This is a genomic window from Streptomyces sp. NRRL S-350 (assembly GCF_000719705.1).
Taxonomy (GTDB): Bacteria; Actinomycetota; Actinomycetes; order Streptomycetales; family Streptomycetaceae; genus Kitasatospora.
Map to the genome: position 1 here is coordinate 44,689 of NZ_JOHO01000038.1, position 21,739 is coordinate 66,427.

At 72.6% G+C, this 21,739-nt stretch carries 20 protein-coding genes, 1 tRNA gene and 1 riboswitch; of the genes, 6 read left to right on the top strand and 15 right to left on the bottom strand.

The window, feature by feature from the left end; all coding sequences use genetic code 11:
- Window position 1: 1 nt before the first annotated feature.
- From IF30_RS0127570 to IF30_RS0127615, 10 genes are all read right to left on the bottom strand, one after another.
- A complete protein-coding gene (locus IF30_RS0127570) occupies window positions 2-1,090 on the bottom strand; it encodes a polyprenyl synthetase family protein (protein ID WP_051711318.1) in 1,089 nt (362 codons plus the stop codon).
- A 194-nt stretch (window positions 1,091-1,284) separates the two neighbouring features.
- Complete coding sequence (gene hpnE, locus IF30_RS0127575; protein WP_030243438.1) at window positions 1,285-2,718, bottom strand: hydroxysqualene dehydroxylase HpnE; 1,434 nt, start codon at window positions 2,716-2,718, stop codon at window positions 1,285-1,287.
- Window positions 2,719-2,845: 127 nt separating this feature from the next.
- Complete coding sequence (gene hpnD, locus IF30_RS0127580; RefSeq protein ID WP_037901400.1) at window positions 2,846-3,703, bottom strand: presqualene diphosphate synthase HpnD; 858 nt, start codon at window positions 3,701-3,703, stop codon at window positions 2,846-2,848.
- 41 nt (window positions 3,704-3,744) lie between these two features.
- The gene (gene hpnC, locus IF30_RS0127585; protein ID WP_030243441.1) at window positions 3,745-4,707 is read right to left on the bottom strand and encodes a squalene synthase HpnC; all 963 of its coding nucleotides are present in this window, start codon (window positions 4,705-4,707) and stop codon (window positions 3,745-3,747) included.
- Window positions 4,708-4,989: 282 nt separating this feature from the next.
- The gene (locus IF30_RS0127590) at window positions 4,990-5,799 is read right to left on the bottom strand and encodes an ABC transporter ATP-binding protein (RefSeq protein WP_030243443.1); all 810 of its coding nucleotides are present in this window, start codon (window positions 5,797-5,799) and stop codon (window positions 4,990-4,992) included.
- Window positions 5,792-6,712: an ABC transporter permease gene (locus tag IF30_RS0127595; RefSeq protein WP_234322865.1), complete on the bottom strand. Its 921-nt coding sequence runs from the start codon at window positions 6,710-6,712 to the stop codon at window positions 5,792-5,794. Before IF30_RS0127595 ends, IF30_RS0127590 begins: the two co-directional genes overlap by 8 nt.
- A 165-nt stretch (window positions 6,713-6,877) precedes the next feature.
- Window positions 6,878-7,723: a glycosyltransferase family 2 protein gene (locus IF30_RS0127600; RefSeq protein ID WP_030243446.1), complete on the bottom strand. Its 846-nt coding sequence runs from the start codon at window positions 7,721-7,723 to the stop codon at window positions 6,878-6,880.
- A gap of 98 nt (window positions 7,724-7,821) precedes the next feature.
- Window positions 7,822-8,559 (bottom strand): CDP-alcohol phosphatidyltransferase family protein, encoded by a 738-nt coding sequence (locus tag IF30_RS0127605; RefSeq protein ID WP_030243448.1) that lies wholly within the window; start codon window positions 8,557-8,559, stop codon window positions 7,822-7,824.
- 91 nt (window positions 8,560-8,650) lie between these two features.
- Window positions 8,651-9,712 carry an iron-containing alcohol dehydrogenase family protein gene (locus IF30_RS0127610; RefSeq protein ID WP_030243450.1) on the bottom strand — a complete coding sequence of 354 codons (1,062 nt, stop codon included), beginning with the start codon at window positions 9,710-9,712 and terminating at the stop codon, window positions 8,651-8,653.
- Entirely contained in the window at window positions 9,700-10,455 is a 756-nt protein-coding gene (locus tag IF30_RS0127615) for a sugar phosphate nucleotidyltransferase (RefSeq protein WP_030243452.1), read from the bottom strand. The genes IF30_RS0127610 and IF30_RS0127615 overlap by 13 nt, the downstream gene beginning before the upstream one ends.
- A 559-nt stretch (window positions 10,456-11,014) precedes the next feature.
- Here IF30_RS0127615 and idi point away from each other — a divergent pair.
- Complete coding sequence (gene idi / locus IF30_RS0127620) at window positions 11,015-11,677, top strand: isopentenyl-diphosphate Delta-isomerase (protein WP_078891747.1); 663 nt, start codon at window positions 11,015-11,017, stop codon at window positions 11,675-11,677.
- A gap of 68 nt (window positions 11,678-11,745) precedes the next feature.
- Here the strand turns inward: idi and IF30_RS0127625 are convergent, their stop codons facing one another.
- On the bottom strand, window positions 11,746-12,324 hold the full coding sequence (locus tag IF30_RS0127625) for an ATP-binding protein (RefSeq protein WP_078891748.1): 579 nt from the start codon (window positions 12,322-12,324) through the stop codon (window positions 11,746-11,748).
- A 347-nt stretch (window positions 12,325-12,671) separates the two neighbouring features.
- Here IF30_RS0127625 and IF30_RS0127630 point away from each other — a divergent pair.
- Window positions 12,672-12,756 (top strand) — tRNA-Leu (locus IF30_RS0127630).
- Window positions 12,757-13,148: 392 nt separating this feature from the next.
- Window positions 13,149-14,822 (top strand): APC family permease, encoded by a 1,674-nt coding sequence (locus IF30_RS0127635; protein ID WP_030243457.1) that lies wholly within the window; start codon window positions 13,149-13,151, stop codon window positions 14,820-14,822.
- A 150-nt stretch (window positions 14,823-14,972) separates the two neighbouring features.
- On the opposite strand, the gene IF30_RS0127640 is transcribed toward IF30_RS0127635, so the two are convergent.
- Window positions 14,973-15,974 carry a class I SAM-dependent methyltransferase gene (locus IF30_RS0127640; RefSeq protein ID WP_030243458.1) on the bottom strand — a complete coding sequence of 334 codons (1,002 nt, stop codon included), beginning with the start codon at window positions 15,972-15,974 and terminating at the stop codon, window positions 14,973-14,975.
- Window positions 15,975-16,449: 475 nt separating this feature from the next.
- Window positions 16,450-17,916 (bottom strand): glycine hydroxymethyltransferase, encoded by a 1,467-nt coding sequence (locus IF30_RS0127645; RefSeq protein ID WP_030243460.1) that lies wholly within the window; start codon window positions 17,914-17,916, stop codon window positions 16,450-16,452.
- Window positions 17,917-17,936: 20 nt separating this feature from the next.
- Window positions 17,937-18,033: riboswitch (ZMP/ZTP riboswitch) on the bottom strand.
- Window positions 18,034-18,179: 146 nt separating this feature from the next.
- Here IF30_RS0127645 and IF30_RS0127655 point away from each other — a divergent pair.
- Window positions 18,180-18,590 carry a cytidine deaminase family protein gene (locus IF30_RS0127655; protein WP_030243461.1) on the top strand — a complete coding sequence of 137 codons (411 nt, stop codon included), beginning with the start codon at window positions 18,180-18,182 and terminating at the stop codon, window positions 18,588-18,590.
- Between the two features lie 134 nt (window positions 18,591-18,724).
- A complete protein-coding gene (locus tag IF30_RS0127660) occupies window positions 18,725-19,288 on the top strand; it encodes an EF-hand domain-containing protein (RefSeq protein WP_030243463.1) in 564 nt (187 codons plus the stop codon).
- An 84-nt stretch (window positions 19,289-19,372) separates the two neighbouring features.
- On the opposite strand, the gene IF30_RS0127665 is transcribed toward IF30_RS0127660, so the two are convergent.
- Complete coding sequence (locus IF30_RS0127665) at window positions 19,373-19,948, bottom strand: TetR/AcrR family transcriptional regulator (protein WP_030243465.1); 576 nt, start codon at window positions 19,946-19,948, stop codon at window positions 19,373-19,375.
- 210 nt (window positions 19,949-20,158) lie between these two features.
- Between IF30_RS0127665 and IF30_RS0127670 the strand changes: the two genes are divergently transcribed.
- On the top strand, window positions 20,159-20,812 hold the full coding sequence (locus IF30_RS0127670; protein WP_078891751.1) for a dihydrofolate reductase family protein: 654 nt from the start codon (window positions 20,159-20,161) through the stop codon (window positions 20,810-20,812).
- Here IF30_RS0127670 and IF30_RS0127675 read toward each other — a convergent pair.
- A partial coding sequence (locus IF30_RS0127675) for an EamA family transporter (protein WP_063752801.1) occupies window positions 20,718-21,739 on the bottom strand: 1,022 nt, incomplete at its 5' end. The genes IF30_RS0127670 and IF30_RS0127675 overlap by 95 nt on opposite strands.

Consider the following 21,739-nt stretch of genomic DNA (forward strand, 5'->3'; position numbering starts at 1 on the left):
GTCACCTCTCTCGTACCACCACGAATTCGGCGAGTGCGACGAAGTGCTCGCGCACTTCGTCGGACATGGGCACCTCGTCCAGGGCGGCGAGGGCAGTCGTGTGCTGGCGGCGGGCTTCCTCCTGGGTCCAGGCGCGGCCGCCGGCCGCCTCGATCAGCGCGGCGCGGTCGGCGAGCTCGGGCTCGCCCTCCTCCCCGCGGCCCTTCGGGTCGGCCAGCTGTTCGGCGAGCCGGCGGGAGGCCTGGCCGCCCTCGGCCAGCGCGGCGGCGACCGGCAGGGACTTCTTGCGCTGGCGCAGGTCACCCCAGTGCGGCTTGCCGGTGACCTCGGTGGCGCCCCAGATGCCGAGCAGGTCGTCCACCGCCTGGAAGGCCAGCCCCAGGTGGTGGCCGTAGCGCTGGAGGGAGTCGGAGACCTTGTCGTCGGCCCCGGCCAGGACGGCGCCGATCGCCGAGGCTGCGGCCAGCAGGGCCGCCGTCTTTCCGCCCTCCATCTCCAGGCACTCCGCGACGGTGACGCTGTCGCGCTGTTCGAAGGCGACGTCCATGGCCTGGCCGTCGATCAGTCGGCGGGTCGCCGTGGTGAGCAGCCGGACGGCGCGCGCGGCGTCGGTGGGGCTCGCGCCGCCGGTCACCGCTGCGTCGAGCAGCACCTCCGTGCCGAGCGTCGCCAGGGCGTCGCCGACCAGGATCGCCTGGGCCGGACCGAAGACCGTCCAGGCGGTGGCCCGGTGCCGTCGGGTCTCGTCACCGTCCATCAGATCATCATGGAGCAGGGAGAAGTTGTGCACCAGTTCAACAGCCACCCCACCGGGCACGCCGACCTCGGGTGCCGCACCCGTGGCCTGGGCGGACAGCAGGGCCAGCGCCGGGCGCACGGCCTTGCCGCCGTCGCCCGCGGCCGGGGTGCCGTCCCGGTCGATCCAGCCGAAGTGGTAGGCCGCGACGGTGTCCATCGGTGCGGCCAAACGGGCGACCGCGGCCCGTAGCGGCGGGGTGCAGAGCGTACGGCTGCGGGCGAGCAGCTCCGGCACCGAGACCGGTTCGGCATGCGCCGTGCCTCCGACGGCGAAGCCGGTGCGTGACTCCACGTGCGTTCCCTCTCCCTCGTGCTGCCGGACCGCATGGGGCGGCCGGGTGCCGTCGGTGCGGCTGGTGTCGATCCGAGTGGTGCCGATGCCCACGGTGTCGGTACGGCCGTCGCGGCCGGTCCGGTCGATTCCGCCGACGCGCTCGACGGTACGCCCGACGGCTCTGGCGGGCTCTCCGGCGGCGGGGCCCGCCGTCACCTGGGCCACCTCCCGTCGCCGCGGTCCACCGGCACCCGGGTGCCGGCCGCGGCGAGCGCGGCGTCGGCGGCGGCGTGGCCGCTGCGCACGGCGCCCTCCATGGTCGCGGGCCAGCCGGTGGCCGTCCACGAGCCGGCCAGCAGGAGGCCGGGGACGGCCGTGCGGGCGGACGGGCGCAGGGCGCCGCCGCCGGGAGCGGGGTCGAAGGTCGCGGTGCGCTCCCGGGTGACGAAGAAGTCCAGCACCTTGGCCCCGGCCGCGGCCGGCAGGAGCCGGCTCAGCTCGGGCAGGTAGCGGCGGCGCAGCTCGGCGACGGGCAGGTCGATCTCGTCCTGGGCCGCGGACTGCGAGAGCGCCAGGTACTGGGCGTCCGGGTGGGCCAGGCCCAGCGGGGTGGCGGCCAGGCCGGAGTGCGCGGTGCGGTCGAAGACCCACTGGACCGGGGAGCCGAGGGCGGCGAAGAACGGTCGGCGCACCAGCTTGCGGTCGTAGATCACGTGCACGTTGAGGATCGGCGCGGTGCCGAAGCCGGCCAGCCGGTCCTGCCCCGGGATCGCGTTCGGCGGCAGCAGGGCGGCCGCGCTGTCCTGGGCACCGGCCAGGACGACGGTGTCGGCCGTGAGCAGTTCCCCGCCCTCCAGGCGGACGGCGTGCTGCGGCGCGGCCGGCTTGAGCTCCGCCACCCGGGCGCGCAGCAGCACCGTGACACCCAGGCGCTCCAGTTCGGCGAGCGCCCGGTCGTGGTGGATCGCGCCGAGCGGGGCGGCGGCGATGCCGATGTCGGCGGCCCCCGGGTCGGAGAGCAGGCCGGTCTTGAACACCTTCGCCGCGAGTGCCATCGACACCTGGTCGGCCCGGCCGTTCAGGGTGGCGACACCGACCAGGTCCCACAGGGCGGCCTGGGTGGCGGCGTTCTGCCCGTTGCGGCGCAGCCACTCGCCGAAGGAGATCCGGTCCAGCGCCGGGTCGGCGAGGTCCAGGCCCTTCAGGGCGAGCGCGCCGCGGACCACCCGGGCGCGGTCGGCCGGGGACAGGTGCGGGTAGCGGGCGAGGCTGCCCGCCAGGTGCAGCGGGACGGGCAGGCCGGCTCGCCGCAGCCTGCCGAGGGTGCGCACCGGGGCCGCGTCGGGGCCGGTGACGTTGAGCACCGGGACGTCGAGGCGGTCCTGGAGGTGGACCAGCCGGGTGGCGGCGAGCCGCTCCAGCAGTCCGCGGTACGCGGTGCAGCAGCGCAGGTAGACGTGCTGGCCGTTGTCGACGGTCAGCTCGCCGCGCTGGAAGGAGAAGGCCAGTCCGCCGAGCCGGGGGCGCCCCTCGGCGAGGGTGACCCGGTGGCCGGCTTCGGCCAGGCGCAGGGCGGCGGTGATCCCGGCCAGACCGCCGCCGACCACGACGGCGGCCGGGCGCGCGGCATCGGCTCGCCCGGTCATCGGTCCTCCCCCTCGCAGTCGCTGGACCGCCGGGAGGCGGTCACTGAAGCCGGTGGTCGTTCGGTCAACACGGAACTGCCCGCACGTGATTCCCCGCTGACACAGGGTGACAGAACTGCGGCGAGAATCAAGAACGCCCCCCGGCGAGCCCGGAAAGCGCCACGTACGCCTTCTCCCAGCCCGGCAGCGAGACCCGGCCGCGCAGCACCGACTCGGGGTCGGCGGCGATCCGGCCGAGCAGCCGGTGGTAGATCCCGGCCATCGCGGCGGTGCAGGCGCGGCTGCGGCGGTCGAGCATCGGCAGCAGCCGCAGGCCCTCCTCGAAGGCGGCCTGGGCGCGGGCGGCCTCGAAGGCCACCAGGCCGGTGAAGTCCGCGCCGACCGGCGGCCTGGGCAGCGCGAAGCCCTGCTCGCAGCCGAACCGGACCAGGTCCTCGGTGGGCAGGTAGGTGCGGCCGTTCAGGGCGTCCTCGCGCAGGTCGCGCAGGATGTTGGTGAGCTGGAGTGCCAGGCCCAGGGTGTCGGCGTGGCGCGCCCCGAGCTCGGGGTCGTCGCAGCCGTAGACGCCCAGTGAGAGCCGGCCGATCGCGCCGGCCACGCAGCGGCAGTAGACCTTCAGTTCCTCGTAGGTCTGGTACTCGGCGCCCTTGAGGTCCATCTCGACGCCGTCGATCAGCTCGTCGAAGCCGCCGAGCGGGATCGGGAAGCGCCGGGCCGCGTCGGCCAGGGCGACCTTGATCGGGTCGGTGTCGTCCTCGGCGACCACCCCGGAGCGGACCTCGTCCACGAGTTCCCGGGTGCGCAGCAGCGCTTCGGCCTTGCGGTCGTCCGGGAGGCCGCCGTCGCCGATGTCGTCCACCCGCCGGGCCAGGGCGTACAGGGCCGACATGGCCAGCCGCTTGGGTTCGGGCAGCAGCCGGATGCCGTAGCTGAAGTTGCGCGCCTGTAGCCCGGTGACTGCCTCGCAGTACCGGTACGCCGCCATGACCTGGGCCGACGCCAGTGGTGATGCCGCCACTCGGGCGTTCACCTTCCCTTCGCGAAGATGGCCGCCGCCTTCACTGCGAGGCGGCGCTTGTCCGGCTTCGCCTGGTGGGCGAGCACGTCGTACCCGGCGTCCTCGACGGCCGCCAGGGCCGCGTAACCGCCTGCGGTGAATCCCGCCAGGAGCAGTCGAAGCCTCCCCCGAACCGTACCTACCAATGGTGCGCCGCGGTCGAGCAGGGTGCGGGCCCGCTCCACTTCGAAGGCGATCAGCTCGCGCACCGCGCCGTCGGCCGAGGGGGCGGCGAGGTCGGCCTCGGTGACGCCGAAGCGCTCCAGGTCCTCGGTCGGGAGGTAGATCCGGCCGCGGCCGAGGTCCTCGGCGACGTCCTGCAGGTGTTCGACCACCTGGAGGGCGCTGCAGACAGCGTCGGAGAGCGCGATCCGCTCGGGGGTGGAGACGCCTGCGATGGCCAGCACGAGGCGGCCGACCGGGTCGGCGGAGAGCGTGCAGTAGCCGATCAGGTCGTCGTAGGTGGCGTAGCGGGCAGTGGTCTGGTCCACCCGGTTGGCCTCGATCAGACGGCGGAACGGCTCGGGCGTCAGGCCGTGCCGGTGGACCAGCGGGACGAGGGCGCGCATCAGCGGGTGGCGGGGGCCGCCGACGCCGGGCTGCGGCGTGGCCGCGGAGCGCAGTGCGGTCTCGAAGACCCGGTCGAGGTCGTGCTCCAGTCCGTCGAGCAGGGCGAGCCGGAAGGCGACCTCCTGCGGGGTCGGCGGGCCGGACTGGGCCGAAGGGGTGGTCGGGGGCGTCGAGTCGACGCCGAGGAGCGTGGCGGTGCCGGCCGGGTCGGCCAGGTCGCCGTCGCCGGCGTCGTCGACGAGGCGGGCGAAGCCGTAGACCGCCATCAGGTCGTCGCGCCACGCCGCGGGCAGGAAGAACGGGGCGACCGGGAAGTTCTCCGCACCTGCCTTGTCGAGGGTCTGACCCGCGGAACGGTTCACCGGCGTATCACTGGGCTGGGCCGAAGCCGACACTGCTGTCACTCCCCCGTTCTACACCGCTGGGTACGACCGGCCGGACTCGGACACGCGTCCGAGCGCGGGCGTCACGTCCGGCTCACGGGCCCCGCGGCGACCAGCCTGGCACCGCGCGCCGCGCCGGAGAAGACCGCCCCGCCAACCGGGCGTGGCGCTCACCCCTGCGGCGGCGGCCGGCCGGGGTAACGGCGGGCAAGCCGCAGGGCCGGTCCCGGAGGTTCCGGGACCGGCCCTGGCGGCCGGGGGTTACGGGCGCTCGCCGCGCTCGTACCGGCCGACGACCTCCTCGGTCGGGCCGTCCATGATCAGCTCACCGGCCTCGATCCAGATGGTCCGCTCGCAGACCTCGCGGATCGAGTTGTTGTCGTGGCTGACGAGGAAGACCGTACCGGCGGACGCGCGCAGCTCCTCGATCCGCCGCTTGCTGCGCTGCTGGAACGCCTGGTCACCGGTGGCCAGGGCCTCGTCGATCAGCAGCACGTCGTGGGTCTTCGCGGCCGCGATCGAGAAGCGCAGGCGGGCGCCCATGCCGGAGGAGTAGGTGCGCATCGGCAGGGAGATGAAGTCGCCCTTGTCGTTGATCCCGGAGAACTCGACGATCTCCTGGTAGCGCGCCCGCACGTCGGCCGGGGACATCCCCATCGCCAGGCAGCCCAGGACGACGTTGCGCTCGCCGGTGAGCTCGTTCATCAGCGCGGCGTTGACGCCGAGCAGCGAGGGCTGGCCGTTGGTGTAGATGCCGCCCTTCTCGGTGGGCAGCAGGCCCGCGATGGCCGACAGCATGGTCGACTTCCCGGAGCCGTTGGAGCCGATCAGGCCGATCGCCTCGCCCTTGTAGGCGGTGAAGCTGACGCCCTTGACCGCGTGCACCTCGCGGACGCCGGCGGCGCGCTTGCGGCTGATGATGCGGCTCAGTGCCGAGGTGGCGCTGCCCTTGCCGGAGCCGGCGCCGTGCACCCGGTAGACGATGTGCACGTCGTCGACGACGACGGTGGGCTCGCGCGCGACCTCCGCGTCCGACACGGTGTCGCGCTTGCTCAGGTCGGTGTCAGCCACGGCCGTACTCCTCCTCGGCCTTCCAGAAGAAGACGTATCCGATGACGAACAGCCCGGCGGCCCAGAGGATGCCGTACGTCCACTGGTGCGGCGGCAGGCTCTGGTGCATGGGCTGGTGCTTGTTGTAGATGATCGGCGCGAAGGCGTGCCGCAGCAGGTTCATGTAGACCGAGGCCGGGTTGACGGCGCAGATCACCTGGATGTAGTGCGGCCACTTGTGGACCCGGTCCTGGATGCTGAACATCACGCCGGACAGGAACATCCAGGCCCGCATCACGAACGGGATCAGCTGGGAGATGTCGCTGGTCTTGGCGCCGATCCGGGCCATGATCAGGGAGATGCCGGTGTTGAACATCGTCTGCAGGATCAGCGCCGGGACGATCAGCAGCCAGGTCCGGCCCGGGGCGATGCCGCTGGCGAGGACGGTGACGACCAGCACGACCATCGAGATCAGCAGCTGCTGGAGCTGGATCACGGTGAAGGCGATCGGCAGGCTGGCCCGGGGGAAGTGCAGCGCGCGGATCAGGCCGAGGTTGTCGGAGATCGCCCGGGTGCCGGACTGCACCGCGTTCTGGGTGAACTGGAAGACGAAGACGCCGATGCAGAGCCAGGCGATGTAGGTGTTCGGCGGGAAGCCGTCCTTGTTCTCCAGGATGACGCCGAAGACCAGGTAGAACACCGCGCAGTTGAGCAGCGGGGTCACGACCTGCCACAGCTGGCCCAGCTTGGCGTCGGTGTACTGGGCCACCAGGCGGGCGGTGGCGAAGGCCCAGATGAAGTGGCGCCGGGCCCAGAGCTGCTTGGTGTAGGCGAACAGACCCGGCCGGGCACCGCTCACCGACAGGCCGTACTTGTCGGCAAGCTGCTTGGGGGTCAGGCCCGCGTCCGCCCCCCTCGGGGCTGAGAGGCTCACGGGTTCACTCACTGTCGACACATTCGTCCTTCACGCGGGATCGGTCGGGGCGGCCGGTGGACGGGGGGAGTCCGTCGGCCGCGCACCGAGGGGGATCCACTGGGGTCTCGGGGGGAGCCGACCGGTGTGTGGTCACCGGCCGCAACGATCGACCATTTGATCAGATCAGATGATCGGTGGTCGGCCCAGCCTGGTCAGTTGCCAAACGGTACGCCAACGCATCGGCCGACGCGGACCACAGGGTTCGCGCCAGCCCGCCCGGAATCCGCCCCACCAGGCCTTCAGCGCCTCGGGGGAGGGCCGCCGGGCCAGGGTCAGCAGGAACCAGGTTCCCAGATAGAGAGGCACCAACAGGGCCGGAAGGTTCCGCCTCGCGAGCCAGACCCGGTTGCGGGCCACGTTGTGGAAGTAGGAGGCGTGCCGGGCGGGCGAGGTCGTGGGGTGGTGCAGCACCACGTCCGCCCGGTAGTCGATGGCCCAGCCCGCGTCCGCCGCGCGCCACGCGAGGTCGGTCTCCTCGTGCGCGTAGAAGAACTCCGCGGGCAGCTGGCCGGCCTGCTCGAACACCTTGCAGCGCACGGCGCTCGCACCGCCGAGGAAGGTGGTCACCCGGGACGAGCGCAGCGGGTCGCTGGCGCGCAGCCGGGGGACGTGCCGACGCTGGGTGACGCCGGTGTCCGGGTCGGCGATCCGGAAGGAGACGATGCCCAGCGCCGGATCGGCGGTGAAGGCCTCGCGCAGCAGCCGGGCCGAGTCGGTGCGCGGCAGGTTCCCGTCGTCGTCCAGGAACAGGACGGCGTCGACCTCCTTGCCGTCGCGGCCGAACAGCTCGATGCCGACGTTGCGCCCGCCCGGGATGCCGAGGTTCTCCGGCAGCTCGACGCTGCGCACGCCCTCCGGGAGCGGCGGCAGCGGGGCGCCGTTGCCGACCACGGCCAGCTCGACCGCCGGGCCCTCCTGGGCGCGGACGGCCTCGATCAGGGCGTTCAGCTCGGCGGGCCGGTTGCCCATCGTGATGATCACGGCGCCGAGGCGGAAGTCCTCCGCGGGGTCGGCGGCTTCGACGGCATCGACCGCGCGCGTCCCGGTCGTCCGCTCGCACCGCCCGCTCATCGCAGCCTGCTCGAGAGGACGATGCTCAGCAGGTGCAGGACCGTCTGCAGCATGGCGATCGCCGCCAGGACGACCACCGCGAGCCGGGTGAAGAAGAGCCCGCCGTGCACGGCGTCGGCGATCCCGGCGGCGAGGATGAACAGCGAGGCCTCGACCGCGCCCACCAGCCGGTGGAACTTCAGCAGCGAGGCCGCCCGCCGGGCCTTGGCGACGGTGGTCGAGCGCGGCACCGAGGCGCTGTCCTCGACGGCCGTCATGCCGCTGCGGGCCCGGGCCACGTCCACCAGGTCGGTCTCGGACTTGATCAGGATCGCGCCGAGCGCCGCCAGCGTGCCCAGGAAGGCCCACTCCCAGTGCGAGCCGCCGCCCTCGCGGTGCAGCAGGTCGGTGGCGCGCAGGCCGAGGCCGGTCAGCAGGGCCGCCTCGGACATGTAGTGGCCGACCCGGTCCAGGTAGACGCCGGTGAGCGAGGTCTGCCGGCGCCAGCGGGCCACCTCGCCGTCCACGCAGTCCAGCAGCAGGTAGACCTGGATCAGCAGCGCACCCAGGACCGCGCCCACGATGCCCGGCAGGACCAGCGCGGCGCCGGCCAGGATGCCGGTGAGCATCATCAGGTACGTCAGGCCGTTGGGCGTGATCGCCGTGACGGTGGAGAGCACGCGGGTGATCCGCAGCGAGATCTTCCGCATGTACAGGCGCCCGGCCCAGTGCTCGGCGCTGCGGCGCTGGAGCATGCCCTCCGGATGGATCACCGCGCGCAGTTCCTCGATCGAGGGCCGGCGGGTCAGGTCCACCGGGGGCCGTTCGGCGCCCGTGGTGGAGGGGTCAGCTGTTGACGGCTTGGACATAGTCGGCGTACGCGTCCCTGATTGCGGAAGGGGAGAGGTCGAGGTGTTCCAGGATGGTGAAGCGCCCGGGCCGGGTGTTCGGAGCGTAGTGCACCGCTTCGGTGAACTCCGCTTCGGTGAAACCGATCTGAGCCGCGGTCACCGGCAGGCCGTGGCTCGCCAGGCGCTCCACGATCAGACCGGTCAGCTCGTGCTCGCCCCGCAGGAAGCTGGCGAACGCCGCCCCGAGGCCGACCTGTTCGCCGTGCTGGGCGGACCGCTTGGGGTACAGCACGTCCAGGGCGTGCGAGATCTCGTGGCAGGCGCCCGAGGAGGGCCGGGTGCTGCCCGCGATGTTCATCGCGATGCCGGACAGTACCAGGGCTTCCGCGAGGGCCGTCAGGAGGTCCTGATCCTGAGTGTTCCCTGGGTGGCGCAGCAGGTTCTCGCCCGCCGAGCGGGCCATCGCGACGGCCAGCCCGTCCACCGGTTCGCCGGTGACGGCGTGCGACAACTCCCAGTCCGCGCAGGCCGAGATGTTGGAGACGACGTCCCCGATGCCGGCCGCCACGAAGCGCTGCGGGGCCTGCCGGATCACGTCCAGGTCGACGATGATGCCGATCGGGCCGGGCACCCCGTAGGAGCCCCGGCCGGCGTCGTTGTCGAGCGTGGAGACCGGGGAGCAGATGCCGTCGTGGGCCAGGTTGGTGGCGACCGCGACCACCGGCAGGCCGACCCGGGCGGCCGCGTACTTGGCGGCGTCGATGATCTTGCCGCCCCCGAGGCCGACGACCGCGTCGTAGTGCTTGCCGCGCATCTCCTCGGCGAAGCGCACCGCGCTGTCGAGGCTGCCGTCGTCCACGTTGTACCAGTCGGCGCCGGGCAGGGCCGGCTCCAGGCGCTCGCGCATCGCGGCGCCCGAGCCGTTGCTGATCGCCACCGCGATCCGGCCCGAGGCCGACAGCCGCTGGTCCGCCAGGATGCCGCCGAGCGCGTCCAGCGCGCCCGGGCGGATCTCGGCGAACAGCGGCGACGGGACCAGTCGGGTCAGTACCGGCACGCGATCTCCCGCGCCTTCGCCAGGTCGTCGTGGTTGTCGACCTCGACCCAGGAGACCTCGCCGATCGGCTGCACGTCGATGCGCAGGCCCCGGTCGACCATCTCCTGGTAGCCGTCCTCGTAGTACAGCTGCGGGTCGCGCTCGTAGGTGGCGCGCAGCGCGTCGGTCAGGTCCGCGGCGGCGGACGGGTTGATCACGGTGACGCCGATGTACTCGCCGCTCGCCTCGGCCGGCTCCATCAGCTTGGTGATGCGGCGCATGCCGGCGGCCGGGTCGACGACGACCTTCATCTCCTCGTCGGCGAGCTTCTTCACCGTGTCGAGGGCGAGCAGGATGCCCGGCGCGGTGCCGCCGTCGGCGAGGCGCTGGTTGCCCTCCAGCATGGTGCGCTGGACGGAGGCGGGGTGGACGGTGTCACCGTTGGCCAGCAGCAGGCCCTCGGTGAACAGCTCGCGGGCGCACCACAGCGAGTACGCGTTGTTCCACTCCTCGGCCTTGTCGTTCTCGACCAGGTGGAGCTTGACGCCGTACTTGCGCTCCAGGGCGTCCTTGCGGTCGTACACCGCCTCCTTGCGGTAGCCGACGACGATCGCGGCCTCGCGCAGTCCGACCTCGGCGAAGTTGCCGAGGGTGAGGTCCAGGACGGTCCGCTCCCCGTCGACCGGCACCAGCGCCTTCGGCAGGGTGTCGGTGTACGGGCGCAGCCGGCGGCCGGCGCCGGCTGCCAGAACGAGGCCGATCATGCGGGGTCTCCTGATCCGTCGTGCTGGGCGCGCGGATTGTGCCGGGGGCGCCGCCGCTGCTCCGTCGGACCGGCGTGCGACCGGGCCGGGCAGCGGCGCGCCGGTACCTGCACAGGTCCGGGCACCGTGTCGTATGTGATGGTAGGCGACTTGGACGATCGACCCGAACGCGCCCGGAAACGGCAGGGTGACGAGGAGGTGACTCCGGGCTCCCGCCGGCTCCTGCCGGGCTCCCGTCCGATCCCCCCGCAGTGCCGTCCGATCGTGCCGGATCCCGCCGGATCGTGGTGGACGGGTCGAACGGCCGCCGAACGGGCGTCGAACGGTTCTGCGACGGTACTGACCCTTACGGGGGCCTCCCGGACCCGTCCCTGCACGGTTTCCGACTCCTCCGGGTCATGATCCGCCCGGTTGTGCGTGGGACCCCTACCGGGCGCCACCCATACGGCAGACTGGAGCCCGACGTCGGCGCCGGTGCCCCCGCTGCGTCCGCCGCCCTCCATCCGGCGCGCCGGACACACCCGATGCTCCCGTTGCTCCCGCCCCCGAAAGAGGCCCCATGCCCCAGAGTCTGCCGACCGACCCGACGCACTTCGGCGCCGAGATCGACACCGGTCTCGACGTGGAGACCGATGTGGCGGTCGACCCGCGGGCCGCCTCGGCTCCCGGCACCTCGGCCACCGGTACCGAGATCCTGCTGGAACTGGTCGACGACGAGGGCGTCACCATCGGCACCGCCGAGAAGCACTGGGCCCACCAGCAGCCGGGCCGGCTGCACCGCGCCTTCTCGGTGTTCCTCTTCGACCGCCAGGGCCGGATGCTGCTCCAGCGCCGCGCCCTCGGCAAGTACCACTCCCCCGGTGTCTGGTCGAACACCTGCTGCGGCCACCCGTACCCGGACGAACCCCCGTTCGTCGCCGCCGCCCGGCGCACCGCCGAGGAGTTGGGCGTCGCGCCCGCGCTGCTCTGCGAGGCCGGCACCGTGCGCTACGACCTGCCGGACGAGGCCTCCGGGCTGATCGAGCGGGAGTGGAACCACCTCTTCGTGGGACTGGTCACCGCGCCGGTCCGGCCGAACCCGGACGAGGTGGACGACGTCGCCTTCGTGACCGCGCAGGAGCTGCAGGAGCTGCGGGCCGAGCGGCCGTTCTCCGTCTGGTTCGAGACCGTCTTCGAGGCGGCGCTGCCGGGGATCCGGGAGATCGCCGGGCGGGACTGGTAGTCGGCCCCGCGGAGCCGGCGGTCGCACCCCGGTCCGGGCCGGGCCGCGCTCGGCTCGGCCGGGGCCGCTCAGCGCTCGGGCTCCGGCGGGACGGGCAGGGAGGCCCAGATGACCTTGCCGCCCTCCCCCGTCCGCTCGACGTCGCACACCCCGCCGGCCTGCAGCGTGACGCTCTTCACCAGCAGCAGGCCGCGCCCGCCGGTGCGGCCGGTGTCGTTCTCCAGCGCCTTCGGCCGGTACGGGTCGCCGTCCTCGACCGACACCCGCACCCAGCCGCCGCGCACCGACAGCTCGGTGACCACCTCGGGCGACAGCTCGGCGGCGTGCGTCACCGCGTTGCTCACCAGCTCCGAGACGATCAGCAGCAGGTCGTCCACCAGCTCCTGGTAGCGCACCCCGGCCATGCCCTGGGCCAGCAGACGGTCGCGCACCGCGTGCCGGGTGCGCGGCACCGAGGCCTGGGCGGCGGGCACCGGGAAGCGCCAGACCCCCTCGGCCGGGCCGCCGGGGGCGTCGGCGGCGTCCGGCCCGCTCCCCGGCCCGTTCCCCGGCCCGCCGCGTCTCGGTTCGGCCTCCGCCGCCCCGCTGATCTGCTCCACGTCCAGCCGCCCTTCGTCCGCGACCCGGGAATCAGGCGATCCGCTCATGGCGCCCTCGGGCCACAGAGGCTAGGAGAGCCGTCCCGACGGCCGTGGCACCGTCGACAAGTTGCCCGTGTCGGATCACTCACGCCCGGAACCGACCGTTGAAGGTGCCGAAGTCGACCGGTTCCTTCGCGGACACCATCGGTTCGGGCGGGGTTCGAGCGTGTTCGCCAGCCGTACCAACCTGTGCGGCGTGCCGCCCGGGCCGGGCGGGCGCGGCCCTGCCCCGGCCGGGCGGCACGCCCGGGGCACGGACCCGAGGAAACGCAGGTGAGAAGCACTCCAGAACCCTGGTAATGTTCTCTCTGTCGCCGAGGGGGCGAGAGAAAAACCCCCGGAGCACGCACCCCGTCCGGGTGGCGGAATGGCAGACGCGCTAGCTTGAGGTGCTAGTGCCCTTTATCGGGCGTGGGGGTTCAAGTCCCCCCTCGGACACAGCCGAATTCCCCGTGGGATCCGAAAGGAACCCACGGGGAATTTCCTTTTCCGGCCCCGGTCCCGACTCTGGTCGTGGTCTCGGTCGTGGTCTCGGTCCTGGTTTCGGTCCCGGCCCTCGTCCCCATCCGGAGCCCGGTCGGCCGTGGGCCGCTTTTCCGGCCGGCTCGCCGCGACCACCACCCCGCGCCGACGTGGTGCCGGCCTCTCCACCGGGGCCCGCCGGTCCGGAAACCGGACACGAGATGGCAACGATCGGACGGTTTGAGCTTCCCCTGAGGTATTCGCCCGTTTTCGGACCATAAGCTGCTGTGCGTTTGTCCGGAATGCCGACTCAAAACCGCAAAAACACCGACACCAGCCGATGAACCCCGAGCGAAAGGACCGATACGTTGAGTGAGAGCGAATCCTCGACGGCATCACACCAGAACTACCGCCGATCGCTCGGCACCATCAGCCTGACCGCGGTCGGGCTGGGGTCGATCATCGGATCCGGGTGGCTGTTCGGTGCCGAGCGCGCCGCCAAGCTCGCCGGTCCGGCCTCGATCCTCGCCTGGGTGATCGGTGCCGCGGTGGCCCTGACCATCGCCCTCACCTACAGCGAGCTCGGCTCCATGTTCCCCAAGGCCGGCGGCATGGTCCGGTACGGCCAGTACTCGCACGGCTCGCTGGCCGGCTACCTCGCCGCCTGGGCCAACTGGATCGCCATCGTCTCGGTCATCCCGGGCGAGGCCACCGCCTCCGTCCAGTACATGAGCTCCTGGCACTTCGGCTGGGCGAAGGGCCTCTTCGACGGCCAGGAACTGACCCTCAGCGGTGTGGCGCTGGCCAGCGTGCTGCTGATCGTCTACTTCGCCCTCAACTGGTTCGCGATCACGCTCTTCGCCAAGACCAACACCGCGATCACCGTCTTCAAGGTCGTCGTGCCGACGCTGACCGCCGGCGCGCTGCTCTTCGCGCACTTCGACACCGCGCACTTCACCGACCACGGCGGCTTCGCGCCGAACGGCTGGAGCGCGGTGTTCACCGCCGTCGCGGTCTCCGGCATCGTCTGGGCCTTCAACGGCTTCCAGTCCCCGCTCAACCTGGCCGGCGAGGCCCGCAACCCCGGCAAGTCGCTGCCCAAGGCCGTCATCGGCTCGATCCTGATCGCCCTGGTGATCTACGTCGCGCTGCAGATCGCCTTCATCGGCGCCATCCCGGCCGGCGACCTCGCCAAGGGCTGGAGCGGACTCGGCTACACCTCTCCGCTGGCCGACCTCGCCGTCGCCTGGGGCCTCAACTGGCTCGCGATCACGCTGTACGCGGACGCCTTCATCTCGCCGTCCGGCACCGGCATGATCTACGCCGCCACCACCTCGCGCATGATCCACGGCGTGCAGGAGAACGGCCACCTGCCCAAGGTCTTCGGCAAGGTCGACGCCAAGACCGGCATCCCGCGCCCCGCGCTGGTGCTCAACCTGGTCGTCGCCTTCCTGTTCCTCGCCGTCTTCCGCGGCTGGGGCTCGCTGGCCGAGATCGTCTCGGTGGCCACCGTGATCTCGTACATCACCGGCCCGGTCGCCGTGATGGCACTGCGCCGGCTCGCCCCCGACCTGCCGCGGCCGGTCCGGCTGCGCGCCATGCCGGTCGTCGCCCCGGTCGCCATGGTCTTCGGCTCGCTGGTGCTGTACTGGGCCCGCTGGCCGCTCACCGGCAAGGTCATCCTGCTGATGGCCGCCGGCCTGCCGATCTGGGCCTGGTACGAGCTGCGCAAGCCCTTCGACGAGCTGAAGCCGCACCTGAAGGCGGGCGCCTGGATGGTCGCCTACCTGTTCGTGATGGCCGGCGTCTCCTGGGCCGGCAGCACCGACTTCGGCGGCCAGGGATACCTGCCGGAAGGCTGGGACCTGCTGATCGTCGCCGCCATCGGCCTCGCGTTCTACCGCTGGGGCGTGGCCAGCGCCTGGGCCAACCCCTCGCTGGCCGCCGTCCGGCAGGAGATGGCGGACGCCGAGGCTGCGGCCGGGGGCGCCGGGGGCGCCGCCTCGGTGTCGGCCGCGGAGGGCGAGACCTCCCGGGTCTGAGTCGTACCTCGTGACTCGCGTCTCGCGTGGAAGGGCTGGTCGGTGTTCCGACCAGCCCTTCGGCGTCTCCGGGGCCGTGCGGGGTGTGGGGACGGAGCGGTCGTGCGGGGTGTGCGGGCGGAGGGGTCGCGCGGCGGGGCCGTCGGCTGGTCAGGCCCGGCGGGCGCGGCGGATGGCGGCGGTGACGACCGGCGGGAGGAGGTCCCGGGCCGCGCGCTTGGCGACGTTGACGGGGCGGCGTGCCTCGGCGGCCCGGGCCCGACGGGCGGCGAGGTCGAGGGCGGCCTCGTCCCGGTCGGACGGGACCGGCCGGTGGGCGTCCACCGCCGACTGCCGGTCCCCGCGCCGGGCCGCCTCGGCGGCCGACCGCTCCTGGTGGCGCGAACCGCGGAACGGGGCGATGCCCTCCGAGTCGCCGGTCATCCGCAGTACTTGGCGCCCGTTGACGGTGTCGGTGCTCAAGCGGCAGCCGGCCGCGAGGTCGACCCCGTCGAGCAGCTCGCGCTGGAACGGCTCCGGATCTCCCCAGGTGCCGTAGAACTTGCACTCGGTGAGCAGGATCGGCTTGAGCCCGTGGTTGAACACGGCCTCCCAGGTGGCGGCGGCGACGCCCGGGGTGTGCTGGGCCCGGTAGTCGTCCAGCACGACGACGCCCTGGGTCCGCAGTGCGACCCGGGCCACCTGGAGGTCGCCCACGACGTGCTCGTACAGGTGGGAGGCGTCGATGTGGATGAAGCGGAAGGCGCCGGCGGGTATGCGCCCGCCGGCCAGGACCGACGTCGGAGCCTGGATGATCTCCGGCAACTCCTCGTGGAAGGCGAGGTAGTTGGTCTCGAAGGCGGAGCGGGTCAGCGTCTTGCGGTAGGAGTAGTCCATCTCCGCGGCGTTCTCGTCGTCGGGCGCGTCCGAGTCGAAGAGGTCGCACACCGTGAACGTCTCGCCGGGCTGCAGGTGCTCGCCGATCACGATGGCGCTGCGGCCGAGGTAGGCCCCCATCTCCAACAGGTCGCCGGTGACCCCGGTCTTCTCCTGCCGCCCGAGGAACCAGTCGAAGGAATGCCGGTCGTGGTCCCAGAACCACCCCTGGACGTCGTCCAGGGTCGCCGGCTCGACGTGCTGCTGCGGGTCGCCCGGCAACGCGGCGTCGGTCATGGAGACTCCTTCGGGGGCACGGCTGCGGATGTCGAACCGAACCTCAGCAGGGGGCGGCTCCCGGGGCCGGTGCCGGTACCCGCCGGTGGCAGGAAACGCACCGGTGGCGGTACGCGCCGGTGCTCGACCGCGCGGCTTGGCAGCGTCAGCAGGCAGCCCCCGCATCTGAGTTCGCTGCAATCTACTCTCGCGCCGACCACCGTGTGGAGGCCTTCGCACGGGGAGTTTCCGGAATCGTCACGGAGCCGCCGGGGCGCCCAGCGCGGTTCGCGTCGAGGCGCCCGGCAAGGTTGCGGGCCGGGGCGCCACGGGCTGGGGAGCTCCCGCAGTACGAGTCGCTGCAGTACTGGCGGGGTCGGGCTGGAGCCGGGGGCGCCGTCCAGGGTTGCGCCCCGGATCGTGCCCGGGGTCGTGCCCGGGGTCGTGCCCGGGGTGTCGGGGAAGGCCGACACCCCGGGCGTACCGTGCGTCGGCCTCAGACGAGGTCGACGCCGGGGTAGAGCGGGTACGGCGCGAGGAGGTCGGCGGCGCGCTTGGCCACGGCGTCGCGCAAGGCCGCGTCGAGGGTGTGGTTGGCCTTGGACGGGGCGCCGGCGGCCGTGGTGGCGGGGCTGGTGGCGCGCAGGACGGTGTCGATCAGCTCGGCGATCTCGTCCATCTCGGCGGTGCCCAGGCCGCGGGTGGTGAGGGCCGGGGTGCCGAGACGGATGCCCGAGGTGTACCAGGCGCCGTTCGGGTCCTGCGGGACGGAGTTGCGGTTGGTGACGATGCCCGAGTCCAGCAGGGCCGCCTCGGCCTGGCGGCCGGTCAGGCCGTAGCCGGAGACGTCGGCGAGGACGAGGTGGTTGTCGGTGCCGCCGGTGACCAGCTTGCCGCCGCGGCGCAGCAGGCCCTCGGCGAGGGCCTGGGCGTTGGCGACGACGGCGCGGGCGTACTCCTGGAACTCGGGGCGGCGGGCCTCGGCGAGGGCGACCGCCTTGGCGGCCATGACGTGCGAGAGCGGGCCGCCGAGGACCAGCGGGCAGCCCCGGTCGACGTGCTCGGCCAGCTCGGAGGTGCACAGCACCATGCCGCCGCGCGGACCGCGCAGGGACTTGTGGGTCGTCGTGGTGACGATGTGGGCGTGCGGGACGGGGTCGTGGTCGCCGGTCAGCACCTTGCCCGCGACCAGGCCGGCGAAGTGCGCCATGTCGACCATGAGGGTGGCGCCGACCTCGTCCGCGATCTCGCGCATCTTCCGGAAGTCCACCAGCCGCGGGTAGGCGGAGTACCCCGCCACGATGATCAGCGGGCGGAACTCGCGGGCCGTCTCGCGCAGCGCGTCGTAGTCGATCAGGCCGGTCACCGGGTCCGTGCCGTAGCTGCGCTGCTCGAACATCTTGCCGGAGATGTTGGGGCGGAAGCCGTGGGTGAGGTGGCCGCCGGTGTCCAGGGACATGCCGAGCATGCGCTGGTTGCCGAGCTCGTGGCGCAGCCGCGCCCAGTCCTCCTCCGTGAGGTCGTTGACGTTGCGGACCTCGGCCCGCTCCAGCGCCGGGCTCTCGACCCGCTGCGAGAGGACGGCCCAGAAGGCGGTGAGGTTGGCGTCGATGCCGGAGTGCGGCTGGACGTACGCGTGGTCGGCGCCGAACAGCTCGCGGGCGTGCTCGGCGGCGATGGTCTCGACGGTGTCGACGTTGCGGCAGCCCGCGTAGAAGCGGCGGCCTGCGGTGCCCTCGGCGTACTTGTCGCTGAGCCAGTTGCCCATGGCGAGCAGGACGGCCGGGGAGGCGTAGTTCTCGCTGGCGATCAGCTTGAGGGAGGCGCGCTGGTCCGCCAGCTCCCGGCCGATGGCGGCGGCGATCCGCGGTTCGACGCCTGCGACCACGTCGAGGGCGCTGCGGAAGGCGGTGTCGGCGGCGGGGGTCGCGGCGGTGTGGGGGTGCTGGGGCTGCTGGGCCAAGGCGGTCTCCTGGTGGGGATGCGGATGGCCCAGGCGCTCGGCAACGTCACGTGAGGTTTCACGGGGCCGCTTCCCGATGGTTGATTCCATCCCTACGCGCCAGTCGCGGCCCATCGGGATCGTACCAACATCGGGTGGTCCGGGGCGGCGGTCTCACAGTGCGGACCCCAGGCCCTCGGGCGCCGGCGTAACGGGTTGGCCCGACCGGGCGCGAGCGGTTCATGATCGAGCCTGTCAGGTCCGACCGGAGAGGTGCACCGAACATGTCCCAGACCGATCAGCCGAACGTCGACACGGAACTCGTCGAGGCGGCCCTGGAGGTGGTGCGACGGCATGCCCGGGGCGACAACCACACGGTGGCAGCGGCCGGGCGCAACGCCGACGGCCGGATCGTCACCGCCCTGAACGCCTACCACTTCACCGGCGGGCCGTGTGCAGAGCTGGTGCTCATCGGGGCGGCGGCCGGGCAGGGGGCGTACGAGCTCACCACCGTGGTGGCGGTCGCCGACCGGGAGCGCGGGGTCATCCCGCCGTGCGGGCGCTGCCGCCAGGTGCTGCTCGACTACTTCCCCGAGGTGCGGATCGTCGTCGGACAGGGGTCCGAGCTGCGCACCGTACCGGTCCTGGACCTGCTGCCGGAGGCGTACGTCTGGGCCGACCACCAGGGCGACTGAGCGGAGGAGGCGCCCGACGGGTGAACCGGCGCGGCCGTTGGCCCTCCGTTCGACTGCGCGAGTGCGGCCCGAGGCACTAGCGTGCAGGCAATGTGACGCGACAGACCGAGGAATCGCCAGCCCGAGGGGGCACATTGTCGGACGACCTGCTCATCGCGAAGATCAACCACGGCTTCGATCACCTCGACGCCGACGGCGACGGACTGCTCACCGAGCGGGACCACCTCCTGATGGGCCAGTCGGTGGCCCGTTCCCTCGGCCACCAGGAAGGCTCGGAGGCCGAGGCCGTCATCGTCCGCGCCTACCTGACGATCTGGCACGACCTGCACCTCGCCCGGCTGCCCGCCGGCACCGAGGCGATCACGCGGCAACAGTTCGCCGTCTCCACCGGGTCGCTCGCGGACGATCCCGAGGCCGCGCGCGACATCCTCGGCGCACTCGCCGAAGCCTTCCTCGCCGTCGCCGACGCCGACCGCAGCGGAACCGTGGACGCCGGCGAATTCTTCGTCTTCCAGCGCGGCCACTTCGCCGGCCTCAGCCGCGACGACTCCGACACGGCGTTCCGCCACCTCGACACCGACGGGGACGGCGTACTGTCCGTGGCCGAGTTCACCGACGCGATCATCGAGTACTGGACCAGCCGCGACCCGGCCGCACCGGGCAACTGGTGGACCGGCAAGCCCCCGCACGCCTTCTGACATCGGCGCTGCGGCCGACACCGCCCCCGCCCGCCTCGCCCCTGCCACGCGAGGCGGGCGGCGCGGGCAAGGGGCGCGTCCCGCTCAGGCCTCCGGGACGATCCGCTCGACGACGGTGTCGATCAGCGCCGCGAGGCCCTCGACGCCCAACACCTCGGGCAGAGTGAGGTGTTCGATGATCAGACCGGTCATGGCGAGGTAGAGCACGACGACGCTCTCCCGGTCACCGGGGAAGCCCTCGGCCAGGTGGAAGGCGATGTTGGCCTCCAGGTCGTCCCGGATGGTGCCGGTGAGCTGGGCCCGGAGTTCGGGGCGGCGGGTCGCCTCCAGGCGCAGTTCGAGCATCGCGAGGTACCCGGCCCGGTCCGCGGTGATGCGGCGGACCACGTCACGCATCAGGGCCGTGACCAGGGCGCGGTCGCGGGGGGCGCGCAGCAGCTCGGCGACGACCTCCGGATCCGGGGTGATCCGGTGGTGAATGTGCCGGGCGGTCTGGTGGAGCAGGTGGTCCCGGTTGGCGAAGTAGTTGGAGGCCGTGCCGTTGGGGACTCCGGCCTGAGCGTCGACCGCGCGGAAGGTGAGGCCGCGGGCACCCTCGCGGGCGAGGACCTCGATGGCGGCGTCGGCGAGGGCGGTACGGCGGGCGGGGTTCTGGACCATGGGCCGATTCTCCCTCCTGCGCTTTCTCCTGCTTCCGGGGGTCCGGCGCGCCTGGGCTCCGGCACGCCCGGGGTCCGGCGCTCCGGCATTGCCCGCCCCGTCCCCCCTTGCAACCACTACATGTGAAGTACTATAAATGTAGTTGTTCGCGGGGCGGGCTTAACCGCCCGCACCGCCGACCGCCCCCGCACCTCGACCCCAGGGACCCGTATGCGCAAGCTCAGCTACTTCGTCGGCGCCACCATCGACGGCTTCATCGCCGCCCCGGACGGCGACTACGCGTTCTTCGCCCCGTTCGTCACCGAGGACTACGCGCCGACACTCTTCTCCGAGTACCCCGAGACCATCGCCACCCCCGGCCGCACGGCGGTCGGCATCGCGGAGGCCCCCAACAAGCGCTTCGACACGGTGCTCCAGGGCCGCGGCAGCTACGACGCCGGGCTCGCCGTCGGGCTCACCAGCCCCTACGCCCACCTGCGCCAGATCGTCTTCTCCCGCACGCTGGCGACGAGCCCGGACCCGGCGGTCGAAGTCACCGCCGAGGACCCGCTGAGCGTCGTGCGACGACTCAAGCAGGAGGACGGGCTCGGCATCTGGCTCTGCGGCGGCGCCGACCTGGCCGGCCAGCTGCTCCCCGAGATCGACGAGCTGATCGTCAAGCAGTACCCGGTGGTGGCCGGGGCGGGCATCCCGCTTTTCCGTGCGGGCTTCGAACCGCGCGCCTTCACGCTCACCGACAGTCGGATCTTCGAGCGCGGGAACGTCGTCCTCACCTACGTTCGGACGCCGCCTTCGCCGGGCGCCTCGGACGTGCCGGCCGCGCAGGACGCCCCGGCCCCGCAGGACGCCCCGGCCGCCGACTGACGCTCACCACCAGGCAGACGCCCGCCACCACGATCGCCCCGCCCGCCACCGTCGGACCGGTCAGCGGCTCGGCCAGGACCAGCCAGCCCAGCAGCACCGCGACCACCGGATTCACGTACGCGTACGTGGCGACGAGCGTCAGCGGGGCGGCGCGCAGCAGCCAGGCGTACGCGGTGAAGGCGAGCAGCGAGCCGAACAGCACCAGGTAGGCGAGGGCCAGCCACGACCGGCCGGAGACGGCCCCGAGGTCCAGCCCGCGCTGCTCACCGCGCACCAGGCCGATCAGCAGGTTGCAGATCCCGCCGGCCAGCATCTGGTACGCGCTCGCGGCGAGCACGTTGCCCGGCATCGGGATCTTCTTGCTCGCGAACGAGCCGAGCGCCCAGAGCAGCGTGGCGCAGATGATCAGGATCACGCCCAGCGGCTTGATGGACCCCCCGATCGCGGGGGCCGACAGCACACCGAGACCGATCAGCCCGAGCAGCACCCCGGCGAGCTCGGCGGCCTTCGGGCGCTCGCCGCCGAAGGCCGTCAGCACCACCATCCACAGCGGGACGGCGGCCACCAGCAGGGCGGCCAGGCCGGACGGGACGGAGGTCTCGCCCAGGACCACCAGCCCGTTGCCGCCGGTCAGCAGCAGCACGCCGACCAGGGCGGCGGAAGCCAGTTGGCGCCCGCTCACCTTCAGCCCCGCCGGGCCCTGGCGCACCAGCAGGTAGCCGGCCAGCAGGAGGCCTGCGGTGAGGAAACGGGCGGCGGCGGAGAGGAACGAGGGCATCGTCTCCACGGCGATCCGGATCGCGAGGTAGGTCGAGCCCCAGACGACGTAGACCACTGCGAGGGCCAGCCAGACCGCGCCGCCGAGGCGGGGGGTGGCGGCGGCCTTCTCCAGGGGGACAGCGGCCTTCCCCGGGGGGACGGGAGTGG

Excerpts from the sequence above, each read along its gene's own strand:
- IF30_RS0127665 (WP_030243465.1), bottom strand. The coding sequence starts at position 19,948 with ATGGTCCAGAACCCCGCCCGCCGTACCGCCCTCGCCGACGCCGCCATC.
- hpnD (WP_037901400.1), bottom strand. The coding sequence starts at position 3,703 with ATGGCGGCGTACCGGTACTGCGAGGCAGTCACCGGGCTACAGGCGCGC.
- IF30_RS0127605 (WP_030243448.1), bottom strand. The coding sequence starts at position 8,559 with ATGCTCCAGCGCCGCAGCGCCGAGCACTGGGCCGGGCGCCTGTACATG.
- IF30_RS0127670 (WP_078891751.1), top strand. The coding sequence starts at position 20,159 with ATGCGCAAGCTCAGCTACTTCGTCGGCGCCACCATCGACGGCTTCATC.
- IF30_RS0127615 (WP_030243452.1), bottom strand. The coding sequence starts at position 10,455 with ATGATCGGCCTCGTTCTGGCAGCCGGCGCCGGCCGCCGGCTGCGCCCG.
- hpnE (WP_030243438.1), bottom strand. The coding sequence starts at position 2,718 with ATGACCGGGCGAGCCGATGCCGCGCGCCCGGCCGCCGTCGTGGTCGGC.
- IF30_RS0127625 (WP_078891748.1), bottom strand. The coding sequence starts at position 12,324 with ATGAGCGGATCGCCTGATTCCCGGGTCGCGGACGAAGGGCGGCTGGAC.
- IF30_RS0127600 (WP_030243446.1), bottom strand. The coding sequence starts at position 7,723 with ATGGGCAACCGGCCCGCCGAGCTGAACGCCCTGATCGAGGCCGTCCGC.
- IF30_RS0127655 (WP_030243461.1), top strand. The coding sequence starts at position 18,180 with ATGTCCCAGACCGATCAGCCGAACGTCGACACGGAACTCGTCGAGGCG.
- idi (WP_078891747.1), top strand. The coding sequence starts at position 11,015 with ATGCCCCAGAGTCTGCCGACCGACCCGACGCACTTCGGCGCCGAGATC.
- IF30_RS0127640 (WP_030243458.1), bottom strand. The coding sequence starts at position 15,974 with ATGACCGACGCCGCGTTGCCGGGCGACCCGCAGCAGCACGTCGAGCCG.